General features: G+C 69.3%; 14 protein-coding genes and 1 pseudogene. 8 read left to right on the top strand and 7 right to left on the bottom strand.

All coding sequences use genetic code 11. The annotated features are described in order from the left end of the window. Positions 1-313: 313 nt before the first annotated feature. Positions 314-1,447, bottom strand: a complete 1,134-nt coding sequence (locus tag QQM67_RS30320) for a YihY/virulence factor BrkB family protein (protein WP_314178571.1) — start codon at positions 1,445-1,447, stop codon at positions 314-316. Positions 1,448-1,465: 18 nt separating this feature from the next. Here QQM67_RS30320 and QQM67_RS30325 point away from each other — a divergent pair, with 18 nt between their 5' ends. Then, a complete protein-coding gene (locus QQM67_RS30325; RefSeq protein ID WP_314178573.1) occupies positions 1,466-3,175 on the top strand; it encodes an acyl-CoA dehydrogenase family protein in 1,710 nt (569 codons plus the stop codon). Positions 3,176-3,215: 40 nt separating this feature from the next. Here the strand turns inward: QQM67_RS30325 and QQM67_RS30330 are convergent, their stop codons facing one another. The 6 genes from QQM67_RS30330 to QQM67_RS30355 form a co-directional block, all read right to left on the bottom strand. Beyond that, entirely contained in the window at positions 3,216-3,386 is a 171-nt protein-coding gene (locus QQM67_RS30330; RefSeq protein WP_314178575.1) for a DUF397 domain-containing protein, read from the bottom strand. After that, complete coding sequence (locus QQM67_RS30335; RefSeq protein WP_314178577.1) at positions 3,353-3,988, bottom strand: hypothetical protein; 636 nt, start codon at positions 3,986-3,988, stop codon at positions 3,353-3,355. Before QQM67_RS30335 ends, QQM67_RS30330 begins: the two co-directional genes overlap by 34 nt. 50 nt (positions 3,989-4,038) lie before the next feature. Next, on the bottom strand, positions 4,039-4,743 hold the full coding sequence (locus QQM67_RS30340) for a hypothetical protein (protein WP_314178579.1): 705 nt from the start codon (positions 4,741-4,743) through the stop codon (positions 4,039-4,041). A gap of 36 nt (positions 4,744-4,779) precedes the next feature. Next, positions 4,780-6,048 carry a putative T7SS-secreted protein gene (locus QQM67_RS30345; RefSeq protein WP_314178581.1) on the bottom strand — a complete coding sequence of 423 codons (1,269 nt, stop codon included), beginning with the start codon at positions 6,046-6,048 and terminating at the stop codon, positions 4,780-4,782. Next, positions 6,045-6,374, bottom strand: a complete 330-nt coding sequence (locus QQM67_RS30350) for a hypothetical protein (protein WP_314178583.1) — start codon at positions 6,372-6,374, stop codon at positions 6,045-6,047. Before QQM67_RS30350 ends, QQM67_RS30345 begins: the two co-directional genes overlap by 4 nt. 1,088 nt (positions 6,375-7,462) lie before the next feature. Then, on the bottom strand, positions 7,463-8,431 hold the full coding sequence (locus QQM67_RS30355; RefSeq protein WP_314178585.1) for a carbohydrate kinase family protein: 969 nt from the start codon (positions 8,429-8,431) through the stop codon (positions 7,463-7,465). A gap of 282 nt (positions 8,432-8,713) precedes the next feature. On the opposite strand from QQM67_RS30355, the gene QQM67_RS30360 reads away from it, so the two are divergent. The 7 genes and pseudogenes from QQM67_RS30360 (at position 8,714) to cysD (ending at position 16,067) form a co-directional block, all read left to right on the top strand. After that, complete coding sequence (locus tag QQM67_RS30360) at positions 8,714-10,666, top strand: ABC-ATPase domain-containing protein (protein ID WP_399067958.1); 1,953 nt, start codon at positions 8,714-8,716, stop codon at positions 10,664-10,666. After that, positions 10,663-11,238: pseudogene (locus QQM67_RS30365) on the top strand (GNAT family N-acetyltransferase); the annotation flags it as partial. The gene QQM67_RS30360 and the pseudogene QQM67_RS30365, both read left to right, overlap by 4 nt. Positions 11,239-11,929: 691 nt before the next feature. Continuing rightward, a complete protein-coding gene (locus tag QQM67_RS30370; protein ID WP_314178587.1) occupies positions 11,930-13,627 on the top strand; it encodes a nitrite/sulfite reductase in 1,698 nt (565 codons plus the stop codon). Next, positions 13,624-13,833 carry a hypothetical protein gene (locus QQM67_RS30375; protein WP_314178589.1) on the top strand — a complete coding sequence of 70 codons (210 nt, stop codon included), beginning with the start codon at positions 13,624-13,626 and terminating at the stop codon, positions 13,831-13,833. Before QQM67_RS30370 ends, QQM67_RS30375 begins: the two co-directional genes overlap by 4 nt. Next, positions 13,830-14,540 (top strand): phosphoadenylyl-sulfate reductase, encoded by a 711-nt coding sequence (locus QQM67_RS30380; RefSeq protein ID WP_314178590.1) that lies wholly within the window; start codon positions 13,830-13,832, stop codon positions 14,538-14,540. The genes QQM67_RS30375 and QQM67_RS30380 overlap by 4 nt, the downstream gene beginning before the upstream one ends. Positions 14,541-14,577: 37 nt before the next feature. Beyond that, positions 14,578-15,135 carry an adenylyl-sulfate kinase gene (cysC, locus tag QQM67_RS30385; RefSeq protein WP_314178592.1) on the top strand — a complete coding sequence of 186 codons (558 nt, stop codon included), beginning with the start codon at positions 14,578-14,580 and terminating at the stop codon, positions 15,133-15,135. Next, positions 15,132-16,067 (top strand): sulfate adenylyltransferase subunit CysD, encoded by a 936-nt coding sequence (cysD, locus tag QQM67_RS30390; RefSeq protein WP_314178595.1) that lies wholly within the window; start codon positions 15,132-15,134, stop codon positions 16,065-16,067. Before cysC ends, cysD begins: the two co-directional genes overlap by 4 nt.

Consider the following 16,067-nt stretch of genomic DNA (forward strand, 5'->3'; position numbering starts at 1 on the left):
ACGCGTGCGCACAGGGCACCGGCACGGGCACGGCACGGACTCAGCCTCGCGACGCGGGACGGAGGACTCGAACCGGCCCCGGCGCGGCAGCGGTCAGCCGGGGGCCACGGAGGTGGAATCAACGGACTTCGGGATGCGGGCAGCGCCCAGCACGGCGACGGCCATCGGTCCTCACCTCCTTCTTGCTCGCTCTCGGCTCGGTTCCCGAACGGCCCGCGGGGGACGGGCCGTTCTCACACGCGCGGGAGCCTAGCCGCGGCCACGTCCCCTCCGCGAACGGTTTTCCCGGCCCGCGTCCCCGGCCGGTCACTGGTCAGCGGTGTCGGCGCGCGCGCAGACGGGCCCGTACGTCCGCGTGCGGCAGGAACTTCGTCCAGCGCTCGGGGAATTCCGCCGGCGCGTCCTCCTCCGTCTCCTCCTGCCCGCCCGTGCTCTCCGCGCTGCGCATCGCGCGGCGGGCGGCCGCGGCCGCGACGACCTCCGCCGCGGCCTCCTCACGCGCCCGCTCGTTCATGCGGCGGGCCGTGGCCGTCGCGACGGACGGCCACACGTGGTCGATCGCGGCGTTGACCGCCGCACCGACCAGCACGGCGAAGGCCGAGACGCCGATCCACAGCAGCACGGCGACCGGCGCGGCCAGCGACCCGTAGATCGTGGGCCCTTCGACGGTGCTCGTGAGGTAGAGCCGCAGCAGCGCGCTGCCCAGCACCCACATCACCAGCGCCACGAGCGCGCCCGGAATGTCCTCCCGCCACGGCGAACGCACGGGAACGGACACGTGGTAGAGCGTGGTGAGGAAGGCGATGGACAGCAGCAGCACCGTCGGCCAGTAGAAGACGGTGACCAGCCACTGCGCCTGCGGCACCAGCCGCAGCACCGCGTCCGGCCCGGCGACCATCAGCGGCAGCGCCACGGCACCGACGAGGAGCGCCACCAGGTAGAGCAGGAACGCCAGCAGCCGCGTCTTGACGATGCCGCGCTGCCCGTCCAGCCCGTACATCACAGTGATGGTGTCGATGAAGACGTTCACCGCCCGCGAGCCGGACCACAGCGCCAGCGCGAACCCGAGCGAGATCACATCGGGCCGCCCGCCGCGGATGACGTCGTCGATGAGCGGACGGGCCAGCTGCCGCACCCCGCGGTCGGAGAGCACGGTCGCCGAGGCGTCCAGGAAGTTGTGACGGATCGAGTCGATGGTGTCCGTGCCGATCCAGGCGTCCAGATAGCCGAGCAGGCCGATGAGGCCGAGCAGCAGCGGCGGGATGGAGATCAGGGTGAAGAACGCCGCCTCCGCCGCGAGTCCGAGCACCCGGTACTCGATGCACGAGTTGACGGTGTCCTTCAGCAGCAGCCACGCCATCTTGCGCTTGGGGACGTTCCGGTAGACGACTCGCGCTCTGCGGAAGCGTCCGCCCTGGCGCGGTGGGGTTTCGTCGGCTGGCTGCACCTCCTTAACGTATCTGCCATGCCAGCCTCCACTCACACCGTGACCAATCAGCCGCCGCCCCTTGTCGACTACGACATCTTCGCCGCGGACCCCGCCCTCACCGAGGCGGTCGCCCGCCATGCCTCTTCCGGACAGGCCGAAGCCGTACGGGCGGAGCTGAGCGAACTCGGCCTGAGCGCCGGTTCCGCCGAGGCCCAGGAGTGGGGCAGGCAGGCCAACGAGGTGCCGCCCGTGCTCCGTACGCACGACCGGTACGGCAACCGCATCGACGAGGTGGAGTTCCACCCCGCCTGGCACCGCCTGCTGGACCGTGCCGTCGGCGCGGGGCTGACCGACGCCTGGTCACGGCCCGACGGGCAACTGCGGCGCACGGCCGGGTTCTACGTCTGGTCGCAGGTCGAGGCGGGCCACGGCTGCCCGGTCTCCATGACGCACGCGGCTGTGCCCGCGCTGCGCAAGGAGCCCGAAGTGGCGGCCGAGTGGGAGCCGCTGCTCTCGTCGCACGCGTACGAGCCGGGTCTGGACCGTCCGGCGCGGGCGAAGGCCGGGGCCATCGCCGGTATGGGCATGACCGAGAAGCAGGGCGGCAGCGACGTACGGGCGAACACGACCGTCGCCGCGCCGCTGACGGGCGCGGGCGCGGGAGGCGCCGAATACGCGCTCACCGGGCACAAGTGGTTCTGCTCGGCGCCCATGTCCGACGTGTTCCTGGTGCTGGCGCAGGTCACCGGCGAGGGAGACGGCGAACGCGGTGAACACGGTGAACAGGGCCTGACGTGCTTCCTCGTGCCGCGCGTGCTGCCGGACGGCTCCCGCAACACCTTCCGCATCCAGCGGCTCAAGGACAAGCTCGGCAACCGCTCGAACGCCTCCAGCGAGGTCGAGTTCGACGGGACGACGTGGGCGCGCCGCGTGGGCGAGGTGGGCCGCGGGGTGGCCACGATCATCGAGATGGTCGCCGCGACGCGGCTGGACTGCGTGACGGGTTCTGCGGCGCTGATGCGGCAGGCCGTCGCGCAGGCCGCGCACCATGCCGCGCACCGCAGCGCGTTCGGCGGACTGCTCGCGGACAAGCCGCTGATGCAGAACGTGCTGGCGGACCTGGCGCTGGAGTCGGAGGCGGCGACGGCGCTCACGATGCGGCTCGCCGCGGCGTTCGACGCGGCACAGGGCGAGGGCGAGAACGCCGAACAGGAGCGCGCGCTGCTGCGGCTGGCCGTGCCTGCGGCGAAGTACTGGGTGACCAAGCGCTCCACGCCGGTGGCCGCCGAGGCGCTGGAGTGCCTGGGCGGCAACGGTTACGTCGAGGAGTCCGGGATGCCCCGGCTGCTGCGCGAGTCTCCCCTGAACTCGATCTGGGAGGGCTCGGGCAACGTCCAGGCGCTGGACCTGCTGCGCGCGCTCCAGCGCTCGCCGGAGGCGCTGAACGCGTTCCTGGTCGAGATCGGCCAGGCCCGCGGGGCGGACCACCGGCTGGACGCCGCGACCAAGGATCTGCTGACCGAACTCTCGGACCTGGAGGGCATCGAGGGCCGCGCCCGGCGCCTGGTGGAGCGCATGGCCCAGGTGCTTCAGGGCTCGCTGCTGGTGCGGTACGCGCCGCCCGAGGTGGCCGACGCGTACTGCGCCTCGCGGCTGGGCGGCGACTGGGGCACGGCGTTCGGCACCCTGCCGCACACGCTGGACCTCCGCTCGATCGCGGACCGCGCCCGCCCGCAGCTCCCGTAACGCGACGCCGTCGGCCCCTGACGTCCGGGGGCCGGCGGGGTCACGTCGCGTACGCCAGGAACTCCGCCCAGGAGCGCGCCCCGAACGCGAGGCCCGGCCTGTCGACGTCCTTGGAGTCGCGCACGTGGACGGTGCCGGGTATGGACGCGACCTCGACGCAGTCGCGAGACGGTCGCCTCAACCACCACGCCACATGATCGGCCGCTTCCAATTTCTCCTGTCGAGTTTTGCCTCCTGGGCCTTCGCGATTCGGTCGGCATCGGCCTCTTCGCGCTGCTTGGCAAGCTTTTCCCAGTCGGCCGGATTCAGGAACAACATCCCTTTGCTCCGTGGCGCCACCGCGACGCCTCCGAAAGGAGGGTCGCCGGCGAACCACACACCGTCTTCCGCACCCTCGGGCCAACGTCGAGAACCTGCGGCGTTGAGCGCCCACATCCATGGAGCCCCGTGCTGCCCGCGCACCGGGAGTCGTACCGTATATACGTTGCCGTACTCGGTTCGCTCTACGCTTTTCTTGTCAACGCGTTCCTGCCATCGGAGCGGGTAGGTGCGCAAAACTTTCGCGCACTGCACAAGACGGACCCCACACCGGAGTCGATACACCGTCAGGATCAACAGCATGACGCCGACGAGGGCGGGCAAGAACCACAAGGCAGAGTTACGTGCCGCGAAACCATTAACCGCCACAAACGGAACAGCGATCAAGGTTGCAATAATGACGATGCGCGCGATTATAAATCTGGTCAACAGGCGGTAGTTGTACCTCAGCACCTGATCAACATCGACATCACGAGCCCCACCTGGAGAGGGCATCTCATGAGGGGTATCTGACACTGATCCTCCGAATTTCCGTCTTCCTCAACTCATCCAAAGTCATTCCGTACTGCCGCAGCAACGGACCCCGTTCCCGCTTCGACCGAACCACCATGTGCGCCTTTCCTGGGGCGAGAGGGATCGTTGAAAGTCAACGTATGCGCGATACCAAGAAGTACGTTTCGGTAGTCATCACATTGTTCCACCGCCGGCGTCACAAGTTGAATCAAAATGATGTCGTCGTCCGCACCCGTCACCGCGACCGTTCCTTGCCAGACCGTTCCCATCTTGGGTTCGCCAGGGTCTGAGGACTCTCCCGGCGCGACAGTTCGTTTTCGTTCCTCGGATACGAAGCCGAGTCCGCATGGCAGTTCAAGCGGTCGCATGCCTTCACTCAAGTCGTCGCCGACTGTTCCTGCCATGCTGGCCACCAAGAGTTTCGCCTCCACTCCAGAGGCAGGAATCGTCGAGATGCTGAAGATAGACAGCGCAGCTTCCCCGGTTTCGTCCGGATGCATGCCTACGGCGCAAGCGTGCACGTTCTGAGCCTTCAGTGAAACGACCACGCCACAGTAAAAGCGCAAGATCTTTTCCGCACGATTACGCAGCTCATCAGGCATATCGAGAACATGTTGAACGATTGCTTCGATCTGCTCGACCGAGGGATCGAGATCGAGAGGTATGTAGCCGTGCGGGATGCCATACCAGAAATACGGCTTACGCTCCTGCGTGGGCTCGAAGTGCAAATCAGTCACTCAGCAGTCCTCCCCTCAGCCACAGTGGGCCACTAGTCACACTGCCCCGAGAAGGCCCGCTAGACCATACGCTCCGGTGCCTGCCTTGGTGATTTCCGCGACGTTGTGTGCAACCCCCTCTTCTGGTGCCTTTCCCATAGACTCTAGCGAAGACTCGACGTTTGCGGCCACGTTGAGTCCATTCGCGGAAATGTTTCCCATCAGTTTCGCTGATCCGGCTGAACTTTCTCCCGCTGCCGCCCAGGCACCGTATGCATCACTTCTAGCAGTCGATTTGAAGACGTGCCCGAACTCCCGCGTAAATTCCGTTACCTTCTCTGTTTTCGAAACGGCGACCCCCATCTCGTCGGCCATGCGCAATCCATCTCCGATTTCCTTTCCAGCTGTCCCCAGTGCCTTTCCACCCGGAACCATGCCTAGCAGGTCACCACCAACGGAAGCCCACGCAGAGAAGGTATCCATGCCACTGCCCTGACCCACCAGCTTCCCGAGGAACTTGGGATCGCTGAGATTACTACCCAAAGAAACCACGCTGGCTGCGATCGCAATTCCAGCGAAGACCGGAGCCAACGGCGTTGGCAAGAGCGCTAGCAAACCACAGATTGCCCCAATGGTTCCAGCATGCTCTTTGACGAGCTTGAGGCCATCCATGATGAAGTTCCCGATGTCCTCAAGCCATCCAGGCTCCTTGGGAGCGAGTTTATCCGTCGCGTCCGAGAGTGATTTGGCGACAATGCTTGCTTGCTCGGAGTGATGTGTCTCGAGGGCGCGAGCCTTTTTAATGACTCCGTTGTATGCCTCATTGGCTTGCGTCAGCGAAGCCGCCGCCTGCGCCAGGTTTCGTTCCGCGGTTCGCAACCGCACGGTTGCCGCGTCGGCCTCTGCCTGGCTGGGGAATTGTTTGTTCGCGAGCTTGAGATCGGGGTCTTGCTTGGCACCTTCGTGGTGCTGCTTCGCCTTGTCGGCAGTCGACTTCTTCTCACCGGCCTCGTCATCATATTTCCTTGCGAGGTCGCGATTGGACGATAGCTCACCGTCCCACTTCTTGAGCGCGGCGGCTGCTTTCTCAAGGGAGCGGGCGGCATTCTTGACGTAGGTAGGCAGTTCACCGTCTAGGGCTTCGCGGAATTTATTGGCTGCGTCACCCTGCCAGTAACTGCTCTCACCGATCAGTTTTTCAATCTGATTGTGACAGCTGCGCAGCGCCTTTGCCGCGGAGGTAATCTTTTGCTGCAAGGAGTGCACTTCGCTCGGAATCCCCGGCACAGGGTTCCAGCCGAGGTTCTGATACGGATTCGCCGTCACTGCTTGTTCCCCCCGTTTCCGCTGGAGGTTTGGACCTCCACGGCCTGGAGCGCCTTCTCCAAGGCCTCTTCGACTTCTTCGTAGTTCTTCTTGTTCTCTTTTACGCCACTGCTGACGGCGTCCACCATCTTCTCGGTCTGTTCAGCCCCGTACTTCCATCGCTCCTGGAACTCGTCGCAGGCCTCGTCCAGTTCCGCGGTGCCGATCTGATCGGCGCGGACGTGCGAGAGTGCAGAGCGGGCTTCGCTCAGGTCCTGTACGCAACTCTCCAACGACTTCAGGAACTGTCCCAATTGATCGGTGTCCGTTTTGAACTTGTCCCCCATGAGCTCCCCCTGACGGCCTTACCGGGCACCTGCGCGTTCACAGCTTTCTCGGCCACATGCGCCGGGCAGAAAGTCACCCAACGACCGGCCACAACACCATACTTGCCGTGGACGACAGCTTGACACGCACCCGCGATCGCCTGCCAGGCAGCTACGACAGGCTGATGTCTCGCGCCCCAACTCCCGCGATTCCGCCCGCACTCAGCGCCTCGCCTGGCGATCGGCTGAGGGCGGTTTCGTCGACCTGTACGCTCCCCGATCAAGCAACTACGCCCCATCTACCCACTCTTCACGGCACTCGCACGTCGATGTTCACCAGCGCCGATGCAGCCCCACGCCAATTCCGCGCGGCAACGTCACTCTGCGGCAGGGCGTGTACCGGGCTTCGGCATCGTGAGGGGCGAAGCGCCGTTCGCACCAAGTGAGACGACGAGGCGGTAGTGCCGCGACCCGCTGCCAGGGGCACCGGTGCTGAACGGAGCCCTGAAGATCACTGGCGAGGCAGCCATGAATCAGCTCATCAGTACAAACGTGCATGAAGCGAAGACGCACACATCGCAGTTGATTTTCGACAAACTGCCCGTCGATCTTTCCGAGCCTTCGGGATGAAGTAATGCGACTCCCGCTCAACACCCATGTGGTGCTGTGGCGGCTCTGGGACTCGTCTGAGCCGTCGGACGAGATCAAGAGGCTGCTCGACATAGAGCCTGCTGTCTATACGAGAGCCGTGCCGCCCTGGCGAGATCCCCGTCAAACGGTCCCTCGGGAAGCTCCAAGCATCCGAGGATCTGCCAGAACGCATGCGGGACAGCCAGTTCACGCGCCTGCCAATTACTGCCGCACACAGTGTGTGGGACGGCCGGTTGCCTGACCATCACAGGGATCGTTTCGACCGGGTGCTGATCGCCTAGGCCCAGATCCAGGGGAGGACCTCGGTGACCAGGAACACATGGATCTCGAAAGTTGACGTGCAGGTCATCGGGTCTGACGCTGCACCGCTCCAGACCTCTTTTCGGCACCCACTGCAACCCCGTGTACGGCGCACCTTCGGAAAGTCTCTCCCGAAGCCCGCGGCAAGCGGTATGCCCCTAGACCTCCCCCGCCCACGGCGGGTTCGCCCCGCGGACCGCGCAGACCGCGGCGGCCACGCGGGAGCCGAAGTCCAGGGCGGCGGCGAGCTGTTCGGGGCGGAGGGCGTCGAGGCGGCCGCCCAGGGCGTCCGCGGCGTGCAGGGAGTGGAGGAATCCGGCCATGAAGGAGTCGCCCGCGCCGACCGAGTCGACGACGGTGACCTGCGGGGCCGGAGCGTGCAGACGTTCGCCGTCGAGGGAGGCGAAGACGCCGTCCGCGCCGAGGGTGATGACGACGAGGGGCGCGCCGTGCTGGTGGAAGGCGTCGGCCGCCTGCTCCGGGGTGGTGCCCTCGGGCATGAGGTGGGCGAGGTCGTCGTCGGACAGGCGCAGGATGTCGGCGGCGGCGCACCAGCGCGGCAGCGCGGCGCGGTAGTCGGCCGGATCGACCAGCAGGGGGCGGACGTTGGGGTCGACGGAGACCGTCGCGCGCTCCCGTACGTCCGTGAGGAGCTCCTCGATCGCCCTGCCGCCGGGCGGCCGTACGAGCGCCAGCGAACCGGTGTGCAGACAGGACAGGGGGCCGCCGGAGGCGGCGGCGAGCTCCTGCGGCGTCCACTGGAAGTCGGCGGTGTTCTCGGCGTGGAAGGAGTAGTCGGCGCGGCCGTCCTCGTCGAGGTCCGCGACGGCGAGGGTGCTGGGCTCGCGCGCGGTGACCGTACGGCTCAAGTCGACGCCGGACTTGGCGAGATGGTCGCGGAAGAGCCGTCCGAAGACGTCGCCGGAGAGCCGTCCGAGAAAGCGGGTGGTGGTGCCGAGGCGGCCCAGGGCGACGGCGGTGTTGGCGGGGCCGCCGCCGGGCAGCACGTCCAGTCCGATCGCCGGGGTCGCCACGTCCGTGGCCGCGGGACGGACGAAGGCGTCGGCGACGCACTCTCCGAGGACGGCGACCGGGGCGGCGTCGGCGGACGGGGCTGGCGCGGGCATGCGGACCTCACGGAATCGTGCTCGGGTGCGGGCTCGGGGTCGGGCGCGGGTGCGGGTGCGGGGTCGGGCGCACGGCTCGCGCTGGAGTCCAGCAGCAGTCGGTGACCCTGTCAACGAGGCGTCCGCTCATACGGACTCGATACGGGCGGGCGCGGGCACGGGCCGGGCGGGGCGGCGGGCCCGTACGTGCACGCAGGGCGGCCGTCCCCCGGCACCCGTGCCGCAGGCGTCCGGTATGTATCGTCCCGTCGCAGACAGCCCCCGGCGGAAAGGGACATCGCAGTGCCACGTGAGCAGGGCCGCGACCCCGGCGGACACCGGGCACACCGCGGACCGCGCGGGAACCGCGGCGGACCGCGCGGACGGTACGACGGCGAGCGGCGCCACGGTGACGGCCGCGGCCCCCACGGGAAGGGACACGGGGACGGCCGCGCCGGGCACGTGGACCACGGGGACGGTCCGCCGCGCTCCGGCGGCGCACCGCGCTCCGGGCTGGAGCAGCAACTGGCCCGCCTGGAGGGCGCCTCGTACGGCCGCTACAAGAGCCTCGTCGGTACGTGGGAGCTGCCGGGCGCGGAGACGACCGGGGAGACCCTTCAGCTCGTACGCGGCCAGTCCGACCCCTTCGCGCCGCCGGCGCGCGTGGCCGTGCGGGTGCCCGCGGAGCGCGCCGGCTTCCCGTCCGGCCTGTGGAGCACCCCGGTCCGGCGCCGCGCCCTCGCCGGGTTCCTCGCCCGCCGGGCGGCCGAAGTCGCGGGCGGCGAACGGTCGTTGAGGATCGACGCGGGCGGCCAGGAGGTGCTGGACCGTGGATCGTGCCAGGTCTCGGCGGACGACGGCGCCGTCACGCTGCGGTTCGGTCTCGCGCTGCCCGGAAGGGGCCGCCGGATCGACGCGCGGGCGGCGCAGCGGCTGTTGTGCAGGGCCGTGCCGGAGATCGCCGGGCGCGCGCTGCGGTACGCGTCGCTGGACGCCGCCGCGGTGGACGCCTTCGTGGAGACGGTCGAGGACTCCGACGCCCTGCGGGGCGCGCTGCCCGGCCTCGGCCTGGTCGCGTTCGTCGCGGACGGCGCGGTGCTGCCGCGCGGCAGCGGCGTGGACGACCGTCCGGCGGCGGGCGAGGGGGTCGTGCCGTTCTCCTCGCCCGAGGGGATGCGGGTGACGGTCGAGCTGCCGAACGCCGGCGCGGTCTCCGGCATGGGGCTGCGGGAGGGCGTGAGCCTCATCGTCGGCGGCGGCTTCCACGGGAAGTCGACGCTGCTGCGCGCGCTGGAGACGGGCATCTGGGATCACGTGCCGGGCGACGGTCGTGAACTCGTCGTCTCACTTCCCGAGACGGTGAAGCTGCGGGCCGAGGACGGGCGGCGCGTGGAGCGGGTCGACGTGCACGCGTTCGTGGGCCATCTCCCCGACGGCTCCGACACCACGGACTTCTCCACGGACAACGCCTCGGGCTCGACGTCCCAGGCGGCGTCGCTGTGCGAGGCCGTGGAGGCCGGGGCACGGGTGCTGCTCATCGACGAGGACACGGCGGCGACCAACCTGATGATCCGGGACGCGCGCATGCAGTCCCTGGTGGCCAAGGAGCGCGAGCCGCTGACGCCGCTCGTGGACTCCGTGCGCTCGCTCCACCGCGACCACGGCGTCTCGACGGTCCTGGTCATGGGCGGCTCCGGGGACTATCTGGAGGTCGCGGACCGGGTGTTGATGATGGACGCCTACCGGCCGTCCGACGTCACGGAACGGGCCCGCGAGGTCGCGGCCGTGCCGACGGGGCGGCACGCCGAGGCGGAGACCTTCCCGCCCGTGGTGCACCGCCGCCCCGAACCGGCGTCGCTGGAGCCGGAGTCGCGGGGGCGCAGGAGGGTCCGCTCGCGTGGCGAGGACGCGCTGTCGTTCGGCGAGTACGAGGTCGATCTGCGCTCGGTGGAGCAGATCGCCGACTCCCGTCAGGTGGCGGGCATCGGTCTCGCGCTCGATCTGCTGGTGCGCCGCCGTTTCGTGGACGGCACGCGTACGCTCGCGGAGGCGCTCGACCTGCTCGACGCCGAGCTGGCGGCGGGCGGCGCGGAGGTGCTGCTGGCCGTGCGCGACGAGGACTTCGCGGTGCCGCGGCGCTTCGAGACGGCGGCGGCGCTCAACCGTGTGCGCGGCCTGCGCGTCCGCAGGGCGGGGAGTGGAACACCGGGCGGCGCGGGCGGTGCCGGGACGTCGGACACGGAGAGAACGCCTTGAGCGAGAGCGAGAGCGCGACGCGGACCGTCACCACCTGGTTCCTGGAGCAGACCGCCTCCGGGGACCTGCTCGACGTCCGTGCCCCGAAGGAGCCGGCCGGGCTGCGGATCGTGCGGGCCGAGGTGCCCAGCCCCGAGTTCAGCCGCTTCCTGTACGGCGAGGTCGGCGCGGACGTGGAGTGGACGGACCGGCTGCCGTGGCCGCGGGAGCGGTGGCGCGAGTGGCTGGAGCGTCCGGGCGTGGAGACGTGGGTCGCGTACGAACGGGGCACGCCCGCGGGCTACATCGAGCTGGACGGTGCGACCGCTGACACATCGGGCCGGGGCTCGCGGCCCGGCACCACCGTGGAGATCAGCTACTTCGGGCTGCTGCCGGGCTTCCGGGGGCTGGGCATCGGCGGGCGGCTGCTCGCGTACGGCACGCGGCGCGCCTGGGACATGGGCGAGCGGTGGAGCGGGCGGCCTCCGACGGCTCGTGTGTGGTTGCACACATGCAGCAAGGACGGTCCGTACGCCCTCCGCAACTACCAGCGGCGCGGCTTCCGTATCTTCGCGAAGGAAGTGACGAAGGAAACGACGAGGGAAGCGGCCAAGGAATCGGGGCAGGAGACGGGGAAGCAGGCCGCGGAGGAAGGGGCCGGGGAACCCGGTGCGGAAGGGGCCGGGGAACCCGGTGCGGAAGGGGCCGGGGAACCCGGTGCGGAAGGGGCCGGTCCGCAGATGCCGCCCGGACCCCGCTCGGCCCCGATGTGACGGGCGGCACTCCTCCCGCTTGGCACGGATGATTTCCGTCCCGATATCCGGGACAGCCCTGTCCACATCATGGATATTGGTGGACTGCCCGTTCAGCACCGTGCGACGCTTCCCTCATGTCTCGTGCTGGAATCGCCTTGGTGAGTCGACGCCACGTCGACTTCGGCCGCATGTCCAGCGCCATCTGTCGCGCGGGCTGACAGTCCCAGCACCACCGACCCGAGCCGCCCTCATCGTCGCGGGTGTGCGCTCCGCCGTCTGAAACCGCTGCGGCATTCCTCTCCCGGCCTCCGGCCCGGGGTGACCCCATGTCCCTCCGCACGTACGGCACATGCTGCCCGTACGCAGCGGATCCGGGCAGCGCAGCGTGCCCGCACCTCCCCCACGGCTACGCGCGGGAGGTACCGCCATCACCCGCAACGTCTCCGCACGACCGGCTGTGTCCGGCTGTCCGGCCGCCCGGCCGCGACGCCACCCGCAGGACACCTGAAGGACCCGAAGGACCGAAGTCATGGCCGACACCTCCAAGCGTCCCGCTTCCGCACCGAGCCGCCGCAAGGCCGGACGCCACCGCGGCGAGGGGCAGTGGGCCGCTGGTCACTTCACACCGCTCAACGGCAACGAGCAGACGAAGAAGGACGACGACGGTCTCAATGTGCGGACGCGCATTGAGACGATCTACGCACACCGCGGGTTCCACTCGATCGACGGCGCCGACCTGCGCGGACGCATGCGCTGGTGGGGCCTCTACACCCAGCGCCGCCCCGGGATCAGCGGCGGGAAGACCGCCGTGCTGGAGCCGGAGGAGCTGGACGACGAGTACTTCATGCTGCGCGTCCGCATCGACGGCGGACAGCTCACGACGCAGCAGCTGCGCACGGTCGCCGAGATCTCCCAGGACTTCGCCCGCGGCACGGCCGACATCACCGACCGGCAGAACATCCAGTTCCACTGGATCCGCATCGAGGACATGCCGGAGATCTGGCGGCGGCTGGAGGGCGTCGGCCTCTCGACCACCGAGGCCTGCGGCGACACCCCGCGCGTCATCCTCGGCTCGCCCGTCGCCGGCATCGCCGCGGACGAGATCATCGACGGCACCCCCGCCATCGAGGAGATCCACCGCCGCGTCATCGGCAACCCCGCCTATTCGAACCTGCCGCGGAAGTTCAAGACGGCGGTCTCGGGCTCGCCGCTGCTCGACGTCGCGCACGAGATCAACGACGTCGCGTTCGTCGGTGTCGAACACCCCGAACTCGGCCCCGGCTTCGACGTATGGGTCGGCGGCGGCCTGTCGACCAACCCCAAGCTCGGCGTCCGGCTCGGCGCGTGGGTGCCGATCGAGGACGTCGCGGACGTGCACGAGGGCATCGTCTCCGTCTTCCGTGACTACGGCTACCGGCGGCTGCGCACCCGCGCGCGCATCAAGTTCCTCGTCGCCGACTGGGGCGCCGAGAAGTTCCGCCAGGTGCTGGAGGACGAGTACCTGCTGCGCAAGATGGCCGACGGACCCGCGCCCGAGAAGCCCGTACAGCAGTGGCGCGACCACATCGGCGTGCACGAACAGCGCGACGGCGACTACTACGTGGGCTTCGCACCGCGCGTGGGCCGCATCGACGGCGGCACCCTCGCCAAGATCGCCGACCTCGCCGAGTCGCACGGCTCGGGCCGCGTCCGTACCACCGCCGAGCAGAAGATGATCGTGCTCGACGTGGCCGGGGACCAGGTGGAGTCCCTGACGCAGGCGCTGGAGACGCTCGACCTCACCGCCAACCCGTCGGTATTCCGGCGCGGCACGATGGCCTGCACCGGCATCGAGTTCTGCAAGCTGGCCATCGTCGAGACCAAGGCGCGCGGCTCGTGGCTCATCGACGAACTGGAGCGCCGCCTCCCGGACTTCGACGAGCCGGTCACGATCAACGTCAACGGCTGCCCCAACTCCTGCGCCCGCATCCAGGTCGCCGACATCGGCCTCAAGGGCCAGCTCGTCACCGACGCCGACGGCCGGCAGGTCGAGGGCTACCAGGTGCACCTGGGCGGTTCGCTCGGCATGGAGCCGGGCTTCGGCCGCAAGGTGCGCGGGCTGAAGGTCACCGCCGAGGAGCTGCCCGACTACATCGAGCGCGTGCTGCTCAACTTCCAGGAGCAGCGCGAGGACGGCGAGCGCTTCGCCCAGTGGGCGGCGCGCGCGGAAGAGGGTGCCCTGAAATGAGCGAGCGCGCGGCGCCGTTCTACTGCCCGTACTGCGGCGACGAGGACCTGCGCCCCTCCGAGGAGGAGCCCGGCACGCGCAAGGGAGCAGCGTGGGAATGCGCCGCGTGCAACAGGGCGTTCAAGCTCTCGTTCCTCGGGCTGCTGGCCAGGGGCTTGCAGCGCGGCGAGGACGGGACGGCCCGGGAAGGAAACCCGAACTCATGACCACAGCCGCTCAGGAGCGCTCCGCGGCACAGCTGCGGCGCCTCGCGGAGGACGCGGGCCGCGACCTGGAGGACGCCCCGGCGCTGGAGGTGCTGCGCTGGGCCGCGGAGACCTTCGGCGAGCGCTTCTGCGTCACCTCGTCCATGGAGGACGCGGTGGTGGCGCACCTCGCCTCGCGCGTCGCCCCGGGCGTGCACGTCGTCTTCCTCGACACCGGCTACCACTTCCCCGAGACGATCGGCACGCGCGACGCCGTGGCCGCCGTCATGGACGTCGAGGTGATCACGCTGACGCCGCGGCAGAGCGTGGCCGAGCAGGACGCCGAGTTCGGCGCGAAGCTGCACGACCGCGACCCCGATCTGTGCTGCGCGATGCGGAAGGTGGCGCCGCTCGAAGAGGGCCTGCGTCCGTACGACGCATGGGCGACGGGCCTTCGCCGCGACGAGTCGCCGACCCGCGCGGGCACGCCCGTCGTCGGCTGGGACGAGCGCCGGCAGAAGGTCAAGATCTCGCCGATCGCCCGCTGGAATCAGGCAGATGTCGACGCGTACGTCGCGGAGCACGGCGTACTGACCAATCCTCTGCTCTCCGACGGCTATGCCTCCGTGGGATGCGCCCCGTGCACCAGGCGCGTCCTCGAGGGCGAGGACGCCCGCGCCGGACGCTGGTCGGGCCGGGGCAAGAGCGAGTGCGGAATCCACCTGTGAACACCGGCAGGGCGGACTCCGCGACAGGGAGCGGGAGATGACGACGGCGACACAGGGGCAGCAGACCGGGGCGACCGTCTGGCTCACCGGCCTGCCGAGCGCGGGCAAGACGACGATCGCGACGGCGCTCGCCGATCAACTGTCCGCGCTGGGCCGCCGCGTGGAGGTGCTGGACGGCGACGAGATCCGCACGTTCCTCTCCGCGGGCCTCGGCTTCTCCCGCGCGGACCGGGATCTGAACGTGCAGCGCATCGGCTTCGTCGCCGAGCTGCTCGCCTCGCACGGCGTGACCGTCCTCGTACCGGTGATCGCGCCGTACGCGGACAGCCGTGAGGCGGTGCGCAAGCGCCACCAGGCCGCCGGCACCGGCTACTTGGAGGTGCACGTCGCGACGCCCGTCGAGGTGTGCTCGCGGCGCGATGTGAAGGGACTGTACGCGCGTCAGGCCGCGGGGGAGATCTCCGGGCTGACGGGTGTGGACGACCCGTACGAGGCCCCCGAGGAGCCGGATCTGCGGATCGAGGCGCACCGGCAGGGCGTGGAGGAATCCGCCGCGGCGCTGAGCGCGCTGCTGAGTGAGAGGGGACTGCTGTGAAGACGGCTGTCACGGCGCTGGAGGAGCGGGACAACCCGTATGCGCTCTCGCACCTGGACGCGCTGGAGTCGGAGGGTGTGCACATCTTCCGGGAGGTGGCAGGTGAGTTCGAGCGACCGGTGATCCTCTTCTCCGGCGGCAAGGACTCCATCGTCATGCTGCACCTGGCGCTGAAGGCCTTCCAGCCGGCGCCGGTTCCGTTCGCACTGCTGCACGTGGACACGGGCCACAACTTCCCCGAGGTGCTGGAGTACCGCGACCGCGTCGTGGCGCAGCACGGCCTCCGCCTGGAGGTGGCCTCCGTACAGGAGTTCATCGACCGTGGCGAGCTCAAGGAGCGCCCCGACGGCACCCGCAACCCGCTCCAGACCCTGCCGCTGCTGAACGCCATCGAGACGAACCGCTTCGACGCCGTCTTCGGCGGCGGCCGGCGCGACGAGGAGAAGGCACGGGCCAAGGAACGGGTCTTCTCCCTGCGCGACGAGTTCGGCGGCTGGAACCCGCGGCGGCAGCGCCCCGAGCTGTGGCAGCTCTACAACGGGCGCCACGCGCCCGGCGAGCACGTGCGCGTCTTCCCGCTGTCCAACTGGACCGAGCTGGACGTGTGGCAGTACATCGCCCGGGAGAAGATCGAACTGCCCGCCATCTACTACGCACACGAGCGCAGCGTCTTCTCCCGCGCCGGCATGTGGCTGGCCCCGGGCGAGTGGGGCGGCCCCGGCGAGGGCGAGCGGGTCGAGCGCCGCACGGTGCGCTACCGGACCGTCGGCGACATGTCCTGCACCGGCGCCGTCGACTCGGACGCGGACAGCATCGAGAAGGTCATCGCCGAGATCGCCGCGTCCCGGCTGACGGAGCGCGGCGCGACGAGGGCCGACGACAAGCTCTCCGAGGCCGCCATGGAGGACCGCAAGCGCGAGGGGTACTTCTGA

It is taken from the genome of Streptomyces winkii (genome assembly GCF_032248595.1).
Classification (GTDB): domain Bacteria; phylum Actinomycetota; class Actinomycetes; order Streptomycetales; family Streptomycetaceae; genus Streptomyces; species Streptomyces winkii.

What these genes read in the sequence shown, in the direction of transcription:
- QQM67_RS30325 (WP_314178573.1), top strand. Translation starts at nt 1,466, where the DNA reads ATGCCAGCCTCCACTCACACCGTGACCAATCAGCCGCCGCCCCTTGTC.
- QQM67_RS30335 (WP_314178577.1), bottom strand. Translation starts at nt 3,988, where the DNA reads ATGCCCTCTCCAGGTGGGGCTCGTGATGTCGATGTTGATCAGGTGCTG.
- QQM67_RS30350 (WP_314178583.1), bottom strand. Translation starts at nt 6,374, where the DNA reads ATGGGGGACAAGTTCAAAACGGACACCGATCAATTGGGACAGTTCCTG.
- QQM67_RS30355 (WP_314178585.1), bottom strand. Translation starts at nt 8,431, where the DNA reads ATGCCCGCGCCAGCCCCGTCCGCCGACGCCGCCCCGGTCGCCGTCCTC.
- QQM67_RS30370 (WP_314178587.1), top strand. Translation starts at nt 11,930, where the DNA reads ATGGCCGACACCTCCAAGCGTCCCGCTTCCGCACCGAGCCGCCGCAAG.
- QQM67_RS30375 (WP_314178589.1), top strand. Translation starts at nt 13,624, where the DNA reads ATGAGCGAGCGCGCGGCGCCGTTCTACTGCCCGTACTGCGGCGACGAG.
- QQM67_RS30380 (WP_314178590.1), top strand. Translation starts at nt 13,830, where the DNA reads ATGACCACAGCCGCTCAGGAGCGCTCCGCGGCACAGCTGCGGCGCCTC.
- cysC (WP_314178592.1), top strand. Translation starts at nt 14,578, where the DNA reads ATGACGACGGCGACACAGGGGCAGCAGACCGGGGCGACCGTCTGGCTC.